General features: G+C 73.0%; 21 protein-coding genes and 1 pseudogene. 10 read left to right on the top strand and 12 right to left on the bottom strand.

Features of this window, described 5'->3' with window-relative positions; genetic code table 11:
* Positions 1-7 precede the first annotated feature (7 nt).
* Genes ACPZVR_RS03255 through ACPZVR_RS03270 form a run of 4 tightly spaced genes read right to left on the bottom strand, consistent with a single transcriptional unit; the run spans position 8 to position 2056 of the window.
* A complete protein-coding gene (locus ACPZVR_RS03255; protein ID WP_436698127.1) occupies positions 8-367 on the bottom strand; it encodes a response regulator in 360 nt (119 codons plus the stop codon).
* Complete coding sequence (locus tag ACPZVR_RS03260) at positions 364-843, bottom strand: chemotaxis protein CheX (RefSeq protein WP_436698128.1); 480 nt, start codon at positions 841-843, stop codon at positions 364-366. Before ACPZVR_RS03260 ends, ACPZVR_RS03255 begins: the two co-directional genes overlap by 4 nt.
* Complete coding sequence (locus tag ACPZVR_RS03265; protein WP_436698129.1) at positions 840-1202, bottom strand: response regulator; 363 nt, start codon at positions 1200-1202, stop codon at positions 840-842. The genes ACPZVR_RS03260 and ACPZVR_RS03265 overlap by 4 nt, the downstream gene beginning before the upstream one ends.
* Positions 1203-1213: 11 nt before the next feature.
* Entirely contained in the window at positions 1214-2056 is an 843-nt protein-coding gene (locus ACPZVR_RS03270; RefSeq protein ID WP_436698130.1) for a CheR family methyltransferase, read from the bottom strand.
* Positions 2057-2128: 72 nt separating this feature from the next.
* Here ACPZVR_RS03270 and ACPZVR_RS03275 point away from each other — a divergent pair, with 72 nt between their 5' ends.
* Positions 2129-3202 (top strand): protein-glutamate methylesterase/protein-glutamine glutaminase, encoded by a 1074-nt coding sequence (locus ACPZVR_RS03275; RefSeq protein ID WP_436698131.1) that lies wholly within the window; start codon positions 2129-2131, stop codon positions 3200-3202.
* On the opposite strand, the gene ACPZVR_RS03280 is transcribed toward ACPZVR_RS03275, so the two are convergent.
* The 5 genes from ACPZVR_RS03280 to ACPZVR_RS03300 all read right to left on the bottom strand — a co-directional run bounded on the left by ACPZVR_RS03280 (position 3181) and on the right by ACPZVR_RS03300 (position 7417).
* A complete protein-coding gene (locus ACPZVR_RS03280) occupies positions 3181-3504 on the bottom strand; it encodes a hypothetical protein (RefSeq protein ID WP_436698132.1) in 324 nt (107 codons plus the stop codon). The genes ACPZVR_RS03275 and ACPZVR_RS03280 overlap by 22 nt on opposite strands.
* Positions 3501-3878, bottom strand: a complete 378-nt coding sequence (gene fliS, locus ACPZVR_RS03285) for a flagellar export chaperone FliS (protein WP_436698133.1) — start codon at positions 3876-3878, stop codon at positions 3501-3503. The genes ACPZVR_RS03280 and fliS overlap by 4 nt, the downstream gene beginning before the upstream one ends.
* A gap of 8 nt (positions 3879-3886) precedes the next feature.
* Entirely contained in the window at positions 3887-5230 is a 1344-nt protein-coding gene (gene fliD / locus ACPZVR_RS03290) for a flagellar filament capping protein FliD (RefSeq protein ID WP_436698134.1), read from the bottom strand.
* Positions 5231-5321: 91 nt separating this feature from the next.
* The gene (locus tag ACPZVR_RS03295) at positions 5322-6452 is read right to left on the bottom strand and encodes a flagellin N-terminal helical domain-containing protein (RefSeq protein WP_436698135.1); all 1131 of its coding nucleotides are present in this window, start codon (positions 6450-6452) and stop codon (positions 5322-5324) included.
* A gap of 122 nt (positions 6453-6574) precedes the next feature.
* Positions 6575-7417, bottom strand: coding sequence for a sigma-70 family RNA polymerase sigma factor (locus ACPZVR_RS03300; protein WP_436698136.1), 843 nt, complete (start codon positions 7415-7417; stop codon positions 6575-6577).
* A 268-nt stretch (positions 7418-7685) separates the two neighbouring features.
* On the opposite strand from ACPZVR_RS03300, the gene ACPZVR_RS03305 reads away from it, so the two are divergent.
* The 8 genes from ACPZVR_RS03305 to ACPZVR_RS03340 all read left to right on the top strand — a co-directional run bounded on the left by ACPZVR_RS03305 (position 7686) and on the right by ACPZVR_RS03340 (position 15944).
* On the top strand, positions 7686-8165 hold the full coding sequence (locus tag ACPZVR_RS03305; protein ID WP_436698137.1) for a flagellar protein FlgN: 480 nt from the start codon (positions 7686-7688) through the stop codon (positions 8163-8165).
* Positions 8165-9568, top strand: a complete 1404-nt coding sequence (gene flgK, locus ACPZVR_RS03310) for a flagellar hook-associated protein FlgK (RefSeq protein ID WP_436698138.1) — start codon at positions 8165-8167, stop codon at positions 9566-9568. Before ACPZVR_RS03305 ends, flgK begins: the two co-directional genes overlap by 1 nt.
* Positions 9569-9587: 19 nt before the next feature.
* Positions 9588-10478 carry a flagellin N-terminal helical domain-containing protein gene (locus tag ACPZVR_RS03315; protein ID WP_436698139.1) on the top strand — a complete coding sequence of 297 codons (891 nt, stop codon included), beginning with the start codon at positions 9588-9590 and terminating at the stop codon, positions 10476-10478.
* Positions 10479-10504: 26 nt separating this feature from the next.
* Positions 10505-10894 carry a flagellar assembly protein FliW gene (gene fliW, locus ACPZVR_RS03320; protein WP_436698140.1) on the top strand — a complete coding sequence of 130 codons (390 nt, stop codon included), beginning with the start codon at positions 10505-10507 and terminating at the stop codon, positions 10892-10894.
* Between the two features lie 22 nt (positions 10895-10916).
* On the top strand, positions 10917-11162 hold the full coding sequence (locus tag ACPZVR_RS03325; RefSeq protein WP_436698141.1) for a carbon storage regulator: 246 nt from the start codon (positions 10917-10919) through the stop codon (positions 11160-11162).
* A 188-nt stretch (positions 11163-11350) separates the two neighbouring features.
* The gene (locus ACPZVR_RS03330) at positions 11351-13525 is read left to right on the top strand and encodes a chemotaxis protein CheA (protein ID WP_436698142.1); all 2175 of its coding nucleotides are present in this window, start codon (positions 11351-11353) and stop codon (positions 13523-13525) included.
* Positions 13522-14001 (top strand): chemotaxis protein CheW, encoded by a 480-nt coding sequence (locus tag ACPZVR_RS03335; protein ID WP_436698143.1) that lies wholly within the window; start codon positions 13522-13524, stop codon positions 13999-14001. The genes ACPZVR_RS03330 and ACPZVR_RS03335 overlap by 4 nt, the downstream gene beginning before the upstream one ends.
* Positions 13998-15944 carry a methyl-accepting chemotaxis protein gene (locus ACPZVR_RS03340; RefSeq protein ID WP_436698144.1) on the top strand — a complete coding sequence of 649 codons (1947 nt, stop codon included), beginning with the start codon at positions 13998-14000 and terminating at the stop codon, positions 15942-15944. Before ACPZVR_RS03335 ends, ACPZVR_RS03340 begins: the two co-directional genes overlap by 4 nt.
* Positions 15945-16065: 121 nt before the next feature.
* On the opposite strand, the gene ACPZVR_RS03345 is transcribed toward ACPZVR_RS03340, so the two are convergent.
* The 3 genes and pseudogenes from ACPZVR_RS03345 to ACPZVR_RS03355 form a co-directional block, all read right to left on the bottom strand.
* A complete protein-coding gene (locus ACPZVR_RS03345; protein WP_436698145.1) occupies positions 16066-16257 on the bottom strand; it encodes a response regulator transcription factor in 192 nt (63 codons plus the stop codon).
* Positions 16258-16468: 211 nt separating this feature from the next.
* Positions 16469-16765, bottom strand: a pseudogene (locus tag ACPZVR_RS03350) (response regulator); the annotation flags it as partial.
* A gap of 112 nt (positions 16766-16877) precedes the next feature.
* Complete coding sequence (locus ACPZVR_RS03355) at positions 16878-17237, bottom strand: hypothetical protein (protein ID WP_436698146.1); 360 nt, start codon at positions 17235-17237, stop codon at positions 16878-16880.
* A gap of 229 nt (positions 17238-17466) precedes the next feature.
* On the opposite strand from ACPZVR_RS03355, the gene ACPZVR_RS03360 reads away from it, so the two are divergent.
* The gene (locus ACPZVR_RS03360; RefSeq protein WP_436698147.1) at positions 17467-18303 is read left to right on the top strand and encodes a sigma-70 family RNA polymerase sigma factor; all 837 of its coding nucleotides are present in this window, start codon (positions 17467-17469) and stop codon (positions 18301-18303) included.
* Positions 18304-18339: the final 36 nt, after the last annotated feature.

Here is an 18339-nt window from a genome sequence, read left to right on the forward strand (position 1 = left end):
GGGCGTCTCAGAGGACGCCGCGGAGCGCGTCGTCGAAGGCCTCGGGGGTGAACGGCTTGGCGATCAGGAAGGCCGCTCCAGCCGAGGCCGCCCGCTTCCGCATCTCCTCCGAGCCCTCCGAGGTGACGAACCCGAACGCGACCGTGGATCCCGACGCCCGCAGCGCGGAGAGGCAGTCGATGCCGTTCATCTCGGGCATGTTCCAGTCGGAGAGGACCAGATCGGGTGCCTCGGTCAGGGTCAGCTCCAGCGCCTGGCGGCCGTTCTCCGCCTCGACGATCTCGTGGCCGCCGTGGCCGGCCTGCCGCAGCGTGCGGATCACGATCTGGCGCATCACTCGACTGTCGTCGGCGATCAGGATCTTCATCGGGGTCCTTCCTCGGGGACGTGCACGAAGACGCGGAGCGGGGCGGCCTGCCAGGCGAGGTCGGCGCGACGGACCAGGACGCCGCCGTGGGCGTGGCGCGCCGGGCCGCTGGCGACCGCGGGCAGCGAGAGCGCGCTCGGACCGGGCATCAGGCTCTTCACGCCGCCGCCCACCAGGTTGACCAGCTCGCCGACCGCATCGGCGACATCGCTGTCGCGGGCGGTCTCGTCGACGGGCAGTGCCAGCATCCGACCGGCCAGTCGGCGCGCCAGGACCTCGGCCAGCTCGACCGTGACGACGCCGTGCCACGCGCCGCCGACGGTCGTGGTTGCCGACCACGCCGCGGTGCCGGGCACGTCGTCGGCGGGTGCGGCGTGCGGCACCAGGGTGCCGTCCTCGCCGAGCAGCGCCGCCCAGGCGTCCTCGGTGATCGCGACGAGGTCCTCGGCGGCCGGCGACGCGGGCGCGGCGGTCATGCCGGGACCAGCCCGAGCAGCGCGAGCTTGTCGACGATCGCGTCCGGCGTGAACGGCTTGATGACGTACTCGTGCGCGCCGGCGGCCAGTGCCCGCACGATCTGGCGCTGCTCGCTCTCCGTGGTCACCATCATCAGCGTGACGTCCTGCCATGCGGGGTTCGCGCGGACCTCGGTGACGAACGTGTAGCCGTCCATCACCGGCATGTTCCAGTCCACCAGGCACACATCGGGTACGACGCCTGCCCGCATCTGGTCCAGCGCGTCCTGGCCGTGCTCGGCCTCGCTCGCCTCGAAGTCCAGGCTCGTGACGATGCGCCGCAGGATGCTGCGCATCGTGCGGGAGTCGTCGATGATCATCGCTCGCACGGTCAGGCTCCGGTGCTGGTGAGGGACAGGGCGCCGGCCCGCCGGTAGGCGGGCACCCGGCCGATCTGCTCGCGCCGCCACGCGGCGGCGAGGTCGGCCGGCAGGTCCAGGGTGGTCTCGGCCGAGCCGAGGAGCAGGTAGCCGTCGTCGGCCAGCATCGGCAGCATCCGGCGCAGGATGTCGCTCTTGGTGGTGGCGTCGAAGTAGATGAGGACGTTGCGCAGCCAGATCACGTCGAACGTCCCGAGCCCGGCGAACGGCGCCGCGAGGTTGAGGTGCCGGACGGTCACCCGCTGTCGCAGTCGCTCGGCGATCTCCCACTCCCGCCCGGCGCGGGTGAAGTAGCGGACCAGGCTGGTGGCGGGAAGCCCGCGGTTGACCTCGACCTGGCTGTACCGGCCCGCCCGGACCCGCTCGAGCATGGCCGTGGAGATGTCGGTCGCGACGATCTCGTGGCTCCAGCCCGCGGGCAGGTGCTGGTCGAGGAGCATGGCGACGGAGTAGGCCTCCTGGCCGCTGGAGCAGGCCGCGCTCCAGACCCGCAGCCGGCGGGTGATCTGTCGTCTCTCGACGAGCGCGGGCACCATGACGTCGGCGAACGCCTGATAGGGCGTGTGGTCGCGGAACCAGCTGGTCTCGTTGATGGTCAGCGCGTCGACCACCTTGCGGCGCTCGGTGGGGTCGGACGCGAGCCGGGCGACGTACTCCTCCAGGCCGAGGCCGCGCGCGGCGGCGAGCGGCGTGAGGCGGGCCTCGACGAGGTACTCCTTGCCCTCGTCGTACACCATCGACGTCTCCCGCCGGACGAGTGCCGAGACCGAGGAGAAGGCGGTCGGCGTCGTCATGCCCGCCTCATCGGCGCCGCGCCGGAGGACCTGAGGGCTCAGGCCCGGCGGCCGGACGCCGATGGGGCGGTCGTGACGCAGATCAGGGTGCTCGTGGTCGACGACTCGGCACTGGTGCGACGGCTGGTGACCACCGCGCTGCGGCAGGCGTCCGACATCGAGGTCGCCGGCGTGGCCGCCGACGGCCTGGAGGCGGTGCGGATGGTCGACGAGCTGCGTCCCGACGTCGTCACCCTCGACATCGAGATGCCGCACCTCGACGGGCTCGGTGCGCTCAGCCGGATCCGCGAGCGGCACGCCCGGCTGCCGGTCATCATGTTCTCGACCCTGACCGAGCGCGGTGCGGCCGCGACCCTCGACGCGCTGTCGCGCGGTGCGAGCGACTACGTCACGAAGCCGTCCAACACCGGTCAGATCGCCGACGGCATCGCGGCGATCCGCGACCAGCTGGTGCCCCGTGTCCGCGCGCTCGCGGGCCTGCGCAAGCTGACGCCGGGCCCGAGCGTCCCCGTCGTGCGCCGTGAGCGCACCGGACCGGCACCCGCCGCGGTCTCCGCCGTCGTCATCGGCTGCTCCACCGGAGGACCCGACGCCCTCGCGCGCCTGCTGCCGGCCCTGCCCCCCGACCTCGGCGTGCCGGTCCTCGTCGTGCAGCACATGCCGCCCGTCTTCACCTCGCTGCTGGCCCAGCGGCTCGACCGGCTCGCCGCGCTGTCGGTCCGTGAGGCCGCCGACGGCGACCCGGTCCGGGCGGGCGAGGTCCTCATCGCCCCCGGCGACCACCACCTGCGGTTGCGGCGGTCCGCGCTCGGTGTGCGGGCGGGCTTGGACCAGGGGCCCCAGGAGAACTTCTGCCGGCCGGCCGTCGACGTGCTGTTCCGCTCCGCGGCCGAGGCGTACGGCGCCGGCGCGCTCGCCGTGGTGCTCACCGGGATGGGACAGGACGGGCTCGCCGGCGCCCGGGAGCTCGCGGGCACCGGCGCGCGGATCGTCGTCCAGGACGAGGACAGCTCGGTGGTGTGGGGGATGCCCGGGGCGGTCGCCGGCGCGGGGTTGGCCGACGACGTGCTGTCGCTGGAGCACCTGGCGGGGCGGATCACCGCCACCGTGCGCCGCTCCCGGTCTCAGGCGGTGACGTCGAGGTAGACCGGCGCCGGCGGCAGCGTGGTCGCCCGTCCCACCCGGTCGGTGACCTGCTGCTGGCGGCGGGTGCCGGCGAGGACCGTGGGGATCGCCGCCATCAACCGCTGCTGGCGGGCCAGCAGCTGGCGGGCGCGGGGGACCAGGTCGTTCGGCAGTGGGCCGAGCTCCGCCGGGGGCAGCCAGGGCGCGGGAGCGCCGCCGGTCGCGGCCGTCGAGCCCTGCAGCATCCGTTCGGCATGGTCGGCATGTGCCTCCAGCCGGTCCAGCGCCTCGACCCAGGAGGCCGGGCGGTCGGGGGCGCTCACGAGACGGCCGCCGTCGCCGCGGCCCGCCAGGTCTCGCACAGCTGCCGGGCGAGGGTCAGCGCCTCGTCGGTGATGCCGACCTGCCGGCGTACGTTGGCCTCGACCAGCCGCCCGCGCAGGTAGGCGTAGAGGGCGGCGAGCTGGCCGCCGGCCGGCATCTGCTCGACGACCAGGCTCGACTCGAGCTCGAGCACGATGTCCTGGGCATGGAGCAGGTCCCGGTGGGCGTCGGCCCAGGCGCCGCGCTCCTGCGCGTCGCGGGCCCGCTCGACGTCGAGGACGAGTCGCTCGACGAGCATCACCAGCAGTCGCGCCGGCGAGGCGGTCGCGACCGCGTTGGAGCGGTAGGCCGCGTGGGCGTTCGTGGCGTTCATCGCGTTCCTCACTCGGTCGAGGCGGTCAGGGCGGAGAGCTGGCTGCTCAGCCAGTCGGACTGGGACTGGAGCTGCGAGAGCGCGGTCTCGAGGGCGGTGTACTGCCGCTCCAGCGTCGTACGGCGCAGGGCCAGCCGGTCGTCCCACGCGGCGATGCTGTCGCTGAGGCGGTCGATGGCGGCGTTCTTGCCGTTGACGGCGTTGGTGACGGTGCCGTCGTACTTGTCGCTCGCGTGCTCGGCCGCCTTCTCGATGCGGGAGGCGAAGCCGGTGGCGCCGGTGATCGCGGCCGTGGTGGCATCGGGGTCGGCGGCGTAGGCCTCGGCGAAGGCCGCCTCGTCGAAGGTGAAGCGGCCGTAGCGGTCCACCTCGATGCCGTACGCCGCCAGGCTGGTGCCGTCGGCGGGGTAGACCGCCTCGGTCAGGCCGGCTGCCACGCGCCGCAGGGTGCTGTCGCCCGACAGGACGCCCGCCTTGGTGGCGTCGGCGTTGTGGGCGGTCGCCGTCGCGAGCGCGTCGAGGATCCCGTTGACGTCGTTGACGAGCGCCTTGACCGCGGCCGTGCGGGTGGTGGCGTCCCGGCTCACGGTCACGTCGGAGCTGCCGGCGGCGGTGCTCCCGAGCGTGATGGTCACCCCGGGCGTGACGTCGGTGAAGGTGTTGGTGCTGGAGGTCGCCTCGATGCCGCCGATGGTGATCGCGGCGTCCCGGCCGGCGCGCACGGTCGCGCCGCCGAGCAGCGGGGAGCCGTCGGCGGCGGTGAGCTCGAACGCCCCGTCGGCGCCGGTCGCGGTCGACTCCACCAGCAGCCGGAAGGTGTCGCCGGCACCGGAGGACGACACCTTCACCAGCGTCGCGCGTACGCCCTCGTCCGCGGCGTTGATCGCCGCCGCCACCTGCTCGAGGGTGCCGCCGGCCGTCGGGATCGTGACGTCCGGCTGACCGGCTCGCTTGAGGACGACGTCCGTGCCGGTGCCGGTCACCACGTCGCCCTTGGCGTGGGCCTCGTCGAAGGCGAGCTGATGGGCGAGAGCCGTCCGGCCGACGGTCACGGTGAACGCACCGGGCGTCGCGCCGTTCGTCGCGGTGACCGTGACCGCGGAGTTCGACGAGGTGGCCTTGAGGGCGGACCAGGGGCCGGTCGTCGTCGAGGTGCCGGCCAGGGAGCCCGAGGTGGCCGCGAGCGTGGCCAGCCGGGCGTTGAGCTGCTGGAGCGCGGAGAGCCGGGTCTGCTCGGCGGAGAGCTGGCTCTTCAGCTTGAGCTGGGGAGCCGACTCCAGGGTGATGAGCTGGTTGATGATGTCGGCGGTGTTGAGGCCGCTGGCCAGGCCGCCGATGCTCGCGGTCGCCATGGAGTCCTCCGGAGGGGGTCGGGAACGGCAGGTGCCGGCGGGGCCGAGGCCCCACCGGCACCTGGCGGACACAGGGGGGATTGCCGAAGCGTCAGCCGCGGAGCAGCTGGAGCACGCCGTTGGGCGCGGAGTTCGCCTGCGCGAGCATCGCCGTACCGGCCTGGGACAGGATCTGAGCGCGGGTGAAGCTCATCATCTCCGAGGCCATGTCGGTGTCGCGGATGCGCGACTCCGACGCCGACAGGTTCTCGATCGCGACGTTGACGTTCGCGATCGTGTGCTCGAACCGGTTCTGGTACGCACCCAGGTTGGCGCGGGCGGTGGAGACCGCGTTGATCTGGGTGTCGATGGTGTTGATCGCGGCCTGGGCCGACGCGTGGGTGGCGAAGCTCAGACCGCCGGCGGTCGCCGCGCCGTTGTCGACGCCGGTGCCGGGGTCGGTGGCGACGTCCACGGTCAGCCCGTTCTTGGACGACACGACGAGCTTGTTGTCCTTGTCGACCGAGGCGCTGAAGCTCGCCGAGAACGCGCTGTCCTCGTTGAGGGCGTCCGCGACCTGCTGGACCGTCGTGTAGGTGCCGGCCGCGCCGAGCGTGACGGTCGCCGTGTCGGTGGTGGTGCCGTCGGTGGCCGAGAAGGCCATCGCGCCGGTGACCGCCGTCGGGGTCAGCACCTCGAAGGTGGCGCCCGCGCTGCCGAGGTTGCTGGCGATCGAGACGACGTTGACGCTCGACAGGTTGACGGCGATGTTGCTGTTGGCGTCGCCGTCCGCCCCCACCTGGAAGTTCAGCGTGCCCGCGCTGCCGTCGAGCAGCTTGGTGCCGTTGAAGTTGGTGGAGTTGCCGATCCGGGTCAGCTCGCTGGTGAGCTGGTCCGCCTCGGCCTTGATGTTGGCCCGCGCGTCGGCGTTGTTGCTGTCGCTCGACGCCTGCACCGCGAGGTCGCGCATGCGCTGCAGGATGGAGTGCACCTCGGTGAGCGCGCCTTCCGTCGTCTGCACGACCGAGATGCCGTCCTGCGCGTTGCGGACGGCGACCTTGAGACCGCCGACCTGCGAGCGCAGGCCCTCCGAGATGGCCAGGCCGGCCGCGTCGTCGGCGGCGCGGTTGATCCGGAAGCCCGACGACAGCTTCTCCATCGACTTCGAGAGCTGGCCCTGCGTCACCGACAGGTTGCGGTAGGCGTTGGTGGCCTCGATGTTCTGGTTGATGCGAAGACCCATGGTTTTCCCTCCTGGAATCAGGTCACGTGCGTTGCCGGGGACCGTCCGTGGTCGCCCGTCGGGGTGGTGATCGGTACGCCGAGCACCGGGTTGAGCGGTTTTGCCGCGCCGGTTGCGTGGGGTCAGCCGACGGCGTCGAGGGGGCTGACGCCGCGGCGCATCCCGGCCGCGTGCCGGGCCGCGACCGCGGCGAAGTAGGACTCGCGACGCCGCTGTGCGACACCGCCCGCCTTGCCGGCCTGCCGGACGAGGGACGGCTCCAGCTCGTGGTTGAGCGCGTCCCGGAGGAGGGACAGCGCCTCGGCCCGCATCTGGGAGATCCGGGAGTCGGTGACACCGAGGTCGGCGGCGATGTCGGCCATCGGCCGCTCCGCGAAGAAGTAGTCCTCCACGACGACCCGGAGCCGGTCGGGCAGCTCGGCGATCGCCTCGCGCAGGTAGGTGAGCCGCTCGCCGTGCTCGATCAGGTCCTCCGGCGACGGCGCCCGGGTCGGCACCAGCTCTTCGATCGGGGTGGTGCTCGAGCCCTGCAGCGACAGCACCTGCGCCCGGGACACGTCCTCGTCGTTGGCGGCCACCTCGTCCTCGGTCAGACCGGTGGCGCGGGCGACCTCCGCGAGGGTCGGGGTGCGGCCGAGGACCGCGGAGAGACTGTTGCGGGTCTCGGCGAGGTCGCGGGCCCGGCGCCGCACCGAGCGCGACGCCCAGTCCACCGACCGGAGCTCGTCGAGCAGCGCGCCACGGATCCGGGTGGCGGCGTACCGGTCGAAGGGGACGCCGCGGCTCTCGTCGAACGCCCGGGCCGCGAGCACCAGCGCGGTGAGGCCTGCCGAGGTGAGGTCGTCGCGGTTGACATGGGACGGCACCCGGCCCATCGTCTCCCGCACGATGTGGCCGACCAGGGGCATGTGGCTGGTGATCAGCTCGTCCGTGCCCGAGATGGCGGTGACCTGGTTCGCGTTCACGAGCACGACATTCCGCTGTCGCGCGGGCGGCGCGCAGAGCATTGCGCCGGATGGGGCCGCTCGGTCCGGCAAATGGGGACGGAGGTCCCGGGTCCGTCTGGTCATCATGGCAGCCGATCCCCGACCGATCGACGGCTTGCTCCTCGGGAAATGACTCAGGTCGGTCGCGGCCCGGGCGATGAGAGGGCACGGACGTCCCCACGGACCGGGGCCGCCCAGAGAGGTCGGAGAGGTCGGAATCGTCGTGGTCGACACAGACACACCAGGCATGGACAACCTGTCGCAGGTCCTGTGGCGGGAGCGGGAGATGCTCGAGGCCCTCGCCTACCGGCTCGAGGTCGAGCGGCTGGTGCTGGCCAGCGGTCGCACCCGGTGGCTGGTCAACGCCACGCGCGACATCGAGGACCTGATCGACGACCTGCGCGCCACCGAGGTGCTGCGCGCGGCCGCGGCCGACGAGGCCGCCGCCACCCTCGGGCTGACGCCCAACCCGTCGCTGGCCGCGCTGGCCGAGGCCGCGCCGGACCCGTGGCGCTCGATCCTGGCCGACCACCGCGACGCGCTGATCGCCCTCGCCCGCGACATCGCCGAGACCTCGGAGGATGCCAAGGGACTGCTCACCGCGGGCTACCGCTCCGCCCGGGAGACGCTCCTCGCGATCGGCGGCGCGACCACCGCGAGCTACACGAACGCGGGCACCGTCGTCGCCGACGCGCCCCGCCACCACCTCGTCGACCGGAGCCTGTGATGGCCGGCTCGTTCGGGTCGATCAGCACCGCCCTGTCGGCGCTGCGCTACCAGCAGGTCGCGCTGGACGTCGCGGGCAACAACATCGCCAACGCCGACACCGAGGGCTACGTGCGCCGCCGTGCGCTCGCGTCGTCGGTGAGCAGCGCGCAGTCCGCGCTGTGGTCCCGGTACGACGGTCACGGCGACGGCGTCGGCGTCGGCGAGGTCCGCCGCATGACCGACCCCCTGCTCGACGCGCGGGTCCGGCGGGAGCACGGCCTGCTGGCCTACCTGTCGACCGGCCGGACGATCCTCGCCCGGGTCGAGCAGGGGGTCGGCGAGCCCGGCCCGAACGGCGTCCATGCCGCGATGCTGGACTTTCGCAACGTGTGGCAGGACCTCTCCCTCGATCCCGGCGGCCTCGCCGCGCGCCAACAGGTGCTCGGCAGTGCGGAGACCCTCGCTCAGGCGCTGCGGACGCAGGCCGGCAACGTCGCGCGCGAGGAGGCGGACCAGCGGGTCCACGCCCTCAACCTGGTCAGCGACATCAACGCGGCCGCCCAGGGGCTCGCGGCGCTCAACCACGACATCCTCGTGACCGAGCAGAACGGCACCGACGCCGGCACCCTGCGGGACCGCCGGGACCAGCTCGCCCTCGAGCTCGCCGAGCTGACCGGCGCCGTCACCACCGTCGAGGCCGACGGCCAGTTCACCGTCACGGTCGGCGGCGCCGCGCTCGTCCAGGGCAAGGAGGCGGGCACCGTGGTCCTCGCGTCCGGGATCACCCCGGGCGGCGACGCCGACGGATCGCCGCTCACCTACCGCATCGACGACTCCGCGGGCAGCACGGTCCTTCCCGCCGGCGCGGCCGGCCCGGGCGGCGAGCTGGGCGCGGTCACCGAGGTGCTGACGACCCGGCTGCCGGCGTACCGCGCCGGGCTGGATGCCGTGGCCGCGGACCTCGCCGCGGCGCTCAACGCGCAGCAGGCGGCGGGGTACGACGCCACCGGGGCCGCCGGCGCCCCGCTGTTCGCCTACGACCCGCTGGTCGGCGCCGCCAGCCTCCAGGTCGCGATCTCCGACCCCGACCGGGTCGCCGCGTCCAGCCTCCCCGGCGGCGTCCTCGACGGCGGGAACGCGGACCTGGCCAGCCGGGTGGGCGACTATCCCGAGGCCTATCAGCGTCTCGTCAACGGCCTGGGCACCCAGGTCTCCGCGCTCGAGCGCCAGCGCGCCAACCAGGCCTCCCTGACCGGCTCGCTGGACGACGCCCGGGAGCAGCTGGCCGGGATCAGCCTGGACGAGGAGACGGTCAACATGGTCGCCGCGCAACGGGCCTACGAGGCCGCCGCGCGGTTGATGACCACGCTGGACCAGGTGCTCGACACCCTCATCAACCGCACCGGCCTCGTCGGCCGCTGACCGGAGGCGACCACGACAGATGGCGATCGGACGCGTCACCCAGCGGATGATGACCGAGGGGTCCCTGGCGAACCTGCAGCAGAGCCTCGGCCGACTGGCGACGCTGCAGGAGCAGCTGTCCACGGGACGGGTGATCAACCGGCCCTCCGACAACCCGACCGGCACCACCGCGGCGATGCGGATCCGCTCCTCGGTGGCCGACCAGGCGCAGTTCGCGCGCAACGCCCGCGACGGACTCGGCTGGCTCGGCCAGGTCGACAGCACGCTCGACTCCGTGACCGGCGCCGTACGCCGCGCGCGGGACCTCGCGCTGCAGGGCGCCAACACCGGAGCGATGGGCCAGCAGGCCCGCGACGCGCTGGCGATCGAGGTCGAGGGGGTCCGCGACCAGCTGCTCGGCCAGGCCAACGCGCGCTACCTCGAGCGACCGGTCTTCGGCGGGGTGACGTCCGGGGGCCAGGCCTACGACGCGACCGGCACCTGGGTCGGCGTCCCCGGTGCGGTCAACCGGCGGGTCGCCGACGACGTGGTCGTCCAGGTCGACGTCGACGGCCGCACGGTGTTCGGCGACGGCGCGAGCTCGGTCTTCGCCGAGCTCGACGCCCTCGCGACCGCCCTGCGAGCCGGCGACAGCGCGGCCATCACCGCCTCCGTCGACGTGCTGCGCGCACGGGAGAACACCGTCGTCGGCGCCCGTGCCGCGGCCGGCACCCGCTACCAGCGCATCGAGCTGTCGGCCCAGGCCGCCGACGACACCAAGACGACGCTGGCCAACCACCTCAGCACCATCGAGAACGCCGACCTCGCCGAGACCACCGTGCATCTCAAGCTGCAGGAGGTCGCCTACCAGGCCGCCCTCGGGGCGACCGCCCGGGTGCTGCAGCCGAGCCTGCTGGACTTCCTGCGATGACCCTCCGGCCTGCGATGATGGGGCACATGGACCTCCCCGTCATCGAGCTGGCGCACCCGATGCCCGGGTTCCCCGACGACGCGCGGTTCGCGCTGGTGCGACTCGACGACGACGGCGTGCTGCACGGCTTCCGCTCGCTCGACAGCCAGGACCTGCAGTTCGTCGTGGTGCCGCCGGCACCGTTCTATCCCGACTACGCGCTCGACCTCGACGACGAGATCGCGACCGAGCTCGGCATCGACGAGACCGGTGTCGACGACGTCCTCGTGCTGCTGGTGGTCCGCGCCGGCGCCACCCTGGCCGACACCACCGTCAACCTGCGCGCCCCGCTGGTGGTCAACCCGGCGACCCGCCGCGCCAGCCAGGTCATCCTCGACGACGCGGAGCTGCCCCTCGCCGCCCCGCTCGTCGCCTAGCCCGACGCGATAGCCTCCCCACGTGCTGGTTCTCTCGCGTCGTATCGGCGAAAGCGTCGTCATCGGCGGCGGTTCGCCCGAGGCCGTCACCGTGACCGTCCTCGAGGTCCGCGGCGACGTCGTCCGGATCGGCATCGACGCCCCCCGCTCGGTCGCGGTCCACCGCGCCGAGCTGCTCGCCGAGCTCGCCGACGCCAACGCCGACGCCGCCTCGCCCCCGGACTCCACCGTCGCCTCCCTCAGCGAGGCCCTCCGCTCCCGCGGCTGACGCCCGCGTCGCGGGTGCGCACACCGTCGCGTGGGGCGGTGCGGGTGGTGGACGTCGGGTGACAGCGCCCGGCATGCGGGACTAGATCCCCACTCCCTCGACTCGGCTCATCCCCGTCCGCACCGGGCCGATCGGCAGGGTGATCGCCCTGCGCCTCGGTGGAGGCGCCCGCCTGGGAGGGAGGACGGATGGACGACGATGCCGAGATCATCGCGGAGTTCCTCGTGGAGTCCCACGAGAACCTGGACCGGCTCGATCGCGACCTGGTCGAGCTCGAGCGCGATCCGGGGTCGCGGGAGCGCCTGTCGAGCGTCTTCCGGACGATCCACACCATCAAGGGGACCAGCGGCTTCCTGGCCCTCAACCGGCTCGAGCAGCTGACCCACGTGGGGGAGACCCTGCTCTCGCGCCTGCGGGACGGGGAGGTGGCGATGACGCCTCCGATCGCCGAGGGACTGCTCGCCATGGTCGACACCGTGCGGGCGCTCCTCGACGCGATCGAGCGCACCGGCCGCGACACCGACCCGGCCGTCGCCGTCGCCCCGGTCGTGGCCGTCATCGAGGGCCTGCTGGCCGAGGAGCCCACGGAGGAGGAGCCCACGGAGGAGGAGCCCACGGAGGAGGAGCCCACCGAGGAGGAGCCCACGGAGGAGGAGCCCCCCGAGGCCGCGACGCCGCCCGCCGCGACCCCGGCCGCCGACGAGCCCTGGGACGGCGTCGAGCGTCGTGCCGTCGTGGACTCCTCGGTGCGCGTCGACGTCGATCTCCTCGACGACCTCGTCGACCTGGTGGGCGAGCTGGTGCTGACCCGCAACCAGCTGGTGCAGCGCAGCCTCGGCTCCACCGACGGCGAGCTGGTCCGGGCCAGCCAGCGGCTGGACCTGGTGGCCAGCGAGCTGCAGGAGTCGATCATGAAGACCCGCATGCAGCCGATCGGACAGGTCTGGTCGAAGCTGCCGCGGGTCGTGCGCGACCTGTCCCACCAGCTCGGCCGCGAGGTCGAGCTGGTCATGGAGGGGCACGAGACCGAGCTCGACCGCAGCCTGCTGGAGGCGGTCAAGGACCCGCTGACCCACCTGGTGCGCAACTCCCTCGACCACGGCATCGAGCCGCCCGACGTACGACGGGCCGCCGGCAAGCCCGCCACGGGCACGCTCAGCCTCCGGGCCTACCACGAGTCCGGCCAGGTGGTCGTCGAGATCGCGGACGACGGCAGGGGGATCGACCCCGCCGCGATCGGTGCGGTCGCCGTCGAGCGCGGCGTCGTCACCCGCGACCAGCTCGCCCGGATGGACGGCCGGGACGTGCTCGGCCTGATCTTCCGGCCCGGGTTCTCCACCGCGGCGGCGGTCTCCCACATCTCCGGCCGGGGCGTCGGCATGGACGTCGTGCGCACCAACATCGAACGGATCGGCGGCAGCGTCGACGTCTCCTCCGCTCCCGGTCACGGGACGACGACGCGGGTCCGGATCCCGCTCACGCTCGCGATCATCCCGGCGCTGGTGGTCGGGGAGGGCGGCGAGCGGTATGCCATCGCGCAGGCGAACCTGGTCGAGCTGGTGCGGATCGAGGGCGACGACCTGCGTCGCCAGGTCGAGGACCTCGCGGGCGCGCCCGTGCTCCGGCTGAGAGGGAGCCTGCTTCCGCTGGTCTCCCTCGCGGAGACGCTCGGCGGCGCGACGCCCGAGAGCCAGGCCCTCACGGTCGTCGTGTTGCAGTCCGACGACCTGCGCTTCGGCCTCTGCGTCTCGGAGGTGCACGACACCCAGGAGATCGTGGTGAAGCCGATCGGGCGCCAGCTGAAGGCGCTCACCACGTACGCCGGCGCGACGATCATGGGCGACGGGCGGGTGGCGCTCATCCTCGACGTCGCCGGCATCGCCGCCACCGCCGGCGTCGGCGCCACGCAGCAGGAGACCGCCGCCCCGGTCGTGGCCGATGCCGAGGATCGGACCGCGCTCCTGGTGCTGGAGGTGGCCGACGGCCGGCGGGCCGCGCTGCCGCTGGCGGCGGTCGCCCGGCTCGAGGAGTTCGGCCGCGACCGGGTGGAGCTCAGCGGCCGCTCGGAGGTCGTGCAGTACCGCGACGGCATCCTGCCGCTCGTGCGGCTCGCGTCCGCGATCGGCCTGCCCGAGACCAGCGACCGCAGCGACCGGATCAGCGTGGTCGTGCACGAGACCGGCGATGCGGCGGGTGCCGTGGGCATCGTCATCGACCGGGTGCACGACGTCGTCGAGGTCCCGGTCGTCGTCACCGACGTCGGGCGGCGCGCGGGCGTCACGGGCAGCGCGGTGGTCCAGGACCGGGTGACCGAGCTCGTCGACGTCGAGACGATCGTCCGCCGGGCGGCGGTGCCGGCATGAGCGGTACGACGACCGCGAGCCGGACCGCGGAGCAGTACTGCACGTTCTGGGCGGGCGGCCTCTACTTCGGCGTCGCCGTCGACGAGGTGCAGGAGGTGCTGCGCCACCAGCCGATGACACCGGTGCCCCGGGCCGAGCGGGCCGTGACCGGCCTGATCAACCTGCGCGGCCAGATCGTGACCGCCGTCGACCTGCGGGTGCGCCTCGCGCTGCCCGACCGGTCGGGCGACGCGGTCCCCATGAACGTGATCGTCCGCAGTCGCGGCGAGGTGGTCAGCCTCCTCGTGGACGACATCGGGGACGTCATCGACACGGCCGGTGTCGCCCCCCAGGCGGCGCCGACCACCCTGCCCCGCGACGTGCAGGACGTCGTCCGGGGCGTCCGGGCGCTGCCCGACTCCATCCTGCTCGTCCTCGACGCCGATCGCGCCGCGGACGTGGCGCCCACCCACGACACCCCCGGAGGTACCCCATGACCGAGATCCTCGAGGTGCCGGCCAACGGCACCGCTCCCGCCAAGACGGCGAAGCCGACGCCCGCGAAGCGGGCGCCCGTCGGCGGGAAGGCGCCGGACACCTCGGCCTTCGCCCTGTCGATGATGGAGAACTCCCCGACGAACATGATGTTCGCGGACCGCGACCTCGTCATCCGCTACATGAACCCCGCCTCGCTGCGCACGCTGCGCGGGCTCGAGGACGTGCTGCCGGTGCGGGCCGACGAGGTGGTCGGGTCCAGCCTCGACATCTTCCACAAGAACCCCGCCTACCAGCGTGGGCTGCTGGCGACCGCCGAGCACCTGCCGCGCCGCGCGAACATCCAGGTCGGTCACCAGACGCTCGACCTGCTGGTGAGTGCGATCACCGACGCCGACGGCGAGTACGTCGGCGCGATGGCGACCTGGGAGGTCGTGACCGACCGGCTGCGGATCGAGCGCGAGCGCGCCGAGGCGGCTGCCGACACCTCGGCGGTCAACAAGGTGCTCTCCGGCCTCGGTGCCGCGGAGGACGCGGATGCCGCGATCCAGGTCGCCCTCGACACCGTGCGCGGCGAGTTCGGCTGGGCCTACGGCTCCTACTGGAGCGTCGATGTCGCGGACGGGGTGCTGCGGTTCGCCCGTGAGTCGGGTGACGCCGGACCTGAGTTCCGCCAGGTGACCTTGCAGGCCACCTTCGCCCCGGGCATCGGCCTGTCCGGCCGGGCCTGGGCACAGCGCGACCTGTACTTCACCCGCGACATCGGCGAGATGACCGACTGCGTGCGCGCGCCCGTGGCGCAGCGGGTCGGCGTGAAGTCCGGGGTGTGCTTCCCGATCATCCTCGACGGCGAGGTCGTGGGCACCATGGACTTCTTCGCCACGGAGACCCTCGAGCCGAGCGAGCAGCGGTTGGACGCGCTGCGCAACGTCGGCCGGATGGTGTCGCACACCCTGGCGCGGATCCATCGGGAGGCCGCGGAGCGGGAGGCGGCCGCCGTCCTGGCCGGCAAGGTCGAGCAGATCCTCGACGTCGTCTCCGCGGCCGCCGCGGGCGACCTGACCCGCGACCTGGACATCGAGGGCGACGACGCCGTCGGTCGGGTCGCCGAGGCCCTGCGCACGCTGATGGGGACCCTGCGCTCCAGCATGGGCAACATCAGCGGCGCCGCCGAGACGCTCGGCACCGCGGCGGACCAGCTCACGTCGCTGGCCGAGGGCATGGGGGAGGGCGCCTCGACGACCTCGGACCGCGCGGCGTCCGCGTCGAGCGCCTCGGTCGAGGTGTCCGCGTCGATCCAGACCGTCGCCACCGCGGCCGAGGAGATGACCGCCTCCATCCGCGAGATCGCGAAGAACGCCACCGAGGCCGCGACGGTCGCCACCGACGCCGTGACCGTCGCCTCGGAGGCGCAGGGCACCGTCGCCTCGCTCGGGGAGTCGAGCGCCGAGATCGGCCAGGTGATCAAGGTGATCACCTCGATCGCCCAGCAGACCAACCTCCTCGCCCTCAACGCCACCATCGAGGCCGCGCGCGCCGGCGACGCGGGCAAGGGCTTCGCGGTGGTCGCGAACGAGGTCAAGGAGCTGGCCAAGGAGACCGCCAAGGCGACCGAGGAGATCGGTCAGAAGATCGAGGCGATCCAGAGCGACACGCAGGGCGCGGTGTCCGCGATCAGCCGCATCGCCGACGTCATCGCGCGGATCAACGACATCCAGTCGACCATCGCCTCCGCGGTCGAGGAGCAGACGGCCACGACCAACGAGATCGCCCGCTCGGTCACCGAGGCCGCCGCCGGCGCCAACGGCATCGCCGAGGACGTCACCCAGGTCGCCACCGCCGCTGCCGACACCCGCGAGGGCGCCGAGAACACGCTGGCCTCGGCCACCGCGCTCACCGGCGTCGCCGCCGAGCTGCGCGACATGGTCGGTCGCTTTCGGCTCTGAGCGTCCGGCAGGGTGCAGGAATCGCCGGTCGACCGGCGATTCCTGCGCTTGTCGTGCATTGCAACGCCCGTCAAGTGCAGGAAATGCCCGTCAGGTGCGCCCGCGGACGGGCCGCCGTCCCTCAGCCTGCGGCGGAGAACCGAGGCTTCGGGGACTCGGCCGCGGCGGTCGCGTCCGCACCGCGCAGGCGCACGGCGAGCAGCGCCGCCTGGGTGCGGTGCTGGAGGCCGAGCCGGGCGAGCAGGCCGGTGACGTGGTTCTTCACCGTCTTCTCGGCGAGGTAGAGCTTCTCGGCGATCTGGCGGTTGGTCATGCCCTCCGCGATGAGGAAGAAGATCTTGCGCTGCTGGGGGGGTGAGCTCGCAGATGACGTCGAGCGACCTGCGCTGCATCTCCATCTGCTCGACGACGCGGTTGGCGACGGCGGGGTCGATGAGCGAGTGACCGCCGGCGACGAGCTTGATGCCGTTGAGGAGCGAGTTGCCCTCGATCTTCTTGAGCACGTAGCCCGACGCGCCGGCGAGGATGGCCGCGGAGATCGCGTCCGGGTCGTCGTACGTCGTCAGGATGAGGGCCTTGATGTCGGGGTCGACCGAGCGCATCTCCCGGCAGATGTCGACGCCGGTGCCGTCGGCCAGGTTGGCGTCGAGGACGGCGACGTCGGGACGCAGCTGGAGGATCTCGCGCAGCGCCACCGTCGCGCTGCCGGACTGTCCGACCACCTCGAGCTCGGGATCGGTCGCGAGCAGGCTCGCCACACCCCGGCGGACCACCTCGTGGTCGTCGACGATGTAGACGCGGATGGGATTCTCGGCGGGCACGACGACGATTCTCCCGCGCCACGCCGCCGAGAGCGACCCATCGCGCAAGGTCGAGCCGGAGGGGCCGTGTCACTGGTCCGGAAGGACTAGCCCACCGGGTCTGATCGAGGGGTCAGCGCGCCCGCAGGTCGGCCAGCGCCGCCGCGACGTCGCGCTCGCCGCGCCGCAGGACGGCCAGCAGGGCCACGATGTCCGGGGTGGTGAGCCATGGGTCGTCGCCCCGCGGCTCGACGCACTCGGCCGCCTCGGCGGCGGTGATCCGGGTGCCGATCTCGATGCGGTACGACGTGTCGGCGAGCTCGAACGCGATGTCGGAGACGACCGCGGTGAAGTGCTCGTCGGTCACCGGGTCGTGGAGGACGAGGTGCTCGCCGGGCTCCAGGCCGCGGTCGAGACCGAGCCCGCGGTGGCTGATGGCGAGCGAGCGGCTGCGGAGAGTGAACGGGCTCAGCGCCACCACGATCTGCTGCACCGCGAACTCCCCGCTCCGTGGGCACCCGGCGTGCCCTGTCGCGGGTTCAACCCGCGACCGGCCGCGGCGTTACGGCACCGGGAGTCCTCTCGCTCCTAGTCATTTCTGACCATGCGCGTAGTTCCCGGGGGTGGTCAGCGGTATGGGTTCGCGCTAGGTTGGGTAGCGACGCAGCAGACATACGTGGCCAAGCCCACCGCCACACCGCTCTCGAGCCTCGGGAGTAACCGTGTCCACCGCATCGATCCCCACCATCCCCCACCGTTCCACCGCTTCATCCGCCGGCCGGGTGAGCTCCGCCGAGCGCAAGGCGCGCACCGCGGAGCTCCTGGCGAAGGCGCGGGAGTGTCCACCGGGGGAGCGCGACGACCTGCTCGACGAGGTCATCGTGCTCAACATCCCGGTCGCCCGCACCCTCGCCGCGCGCTACCGCAACCGCGGTCAGTCGGCCGACGAGCTCGAGCAGGTCGCCTGCCTCGCGTTGACGCGCGCCGTGCACTCCTTCGACCCCGAGCGCGGCGACGACCTGCTGGTCTTCGCCGTGCCGAGCATCCTCGGCGAGCTCAAGCGGCACTTCCGCTCGGCCGCCTGGGCGGTCCGCCCGCCGCGCCGGATCCAGGAGATCCGCCCGCGCGTCGTCGCGGCCGAGGAGGAGCTGGGCCAGCTCCTGGGCCGACCGCCGACGCCGCAGGAGCTGGCCGACGAGCTCGACTGCCCGGTGGCCGAGGTCGAGGAGGCCCTGGCCTGCGGCGACCTCGCGCATGCCGCCTCGCTCGACGAGCCCGTCGCGGCGACCGGGAGCCCGCTGGGCGACCTGCTGCCCGTGGTCGACGCCGGCTTCGAGCACAGTGAGGCCGTCGCCGTGCTGGGGCCGGCCTGCCGCCGCTTGAAGCCCCGCGACCGCCGCATCCTGAAGATGCGGTTCTACGAGCAGCGCACCCAGCAGGAGATCGCCGACGAGCTCGGCGTGACCCAGGTGCAGGTCTCGCGGCTCCTGCAGCGGATCTTCACCGACCTCCGCCGCGCCATCGGCGCGGAGCAGGGAGGCAAGCCCCGGGCCGCCTGAGCCCGGGGCCGCCGATCACGACGGCGGTCCGCCGAT

Origin of the sequence: Nocardioides segetis, from assembly GCF_051390595.1 — a bacterium.
In the GTDB taxonomy this organism is placed as follows: Bacteria; Actinomycetota; Actinomycetes; order Propionibacteriales; family Nocardioidaceae; genus Nocardioides.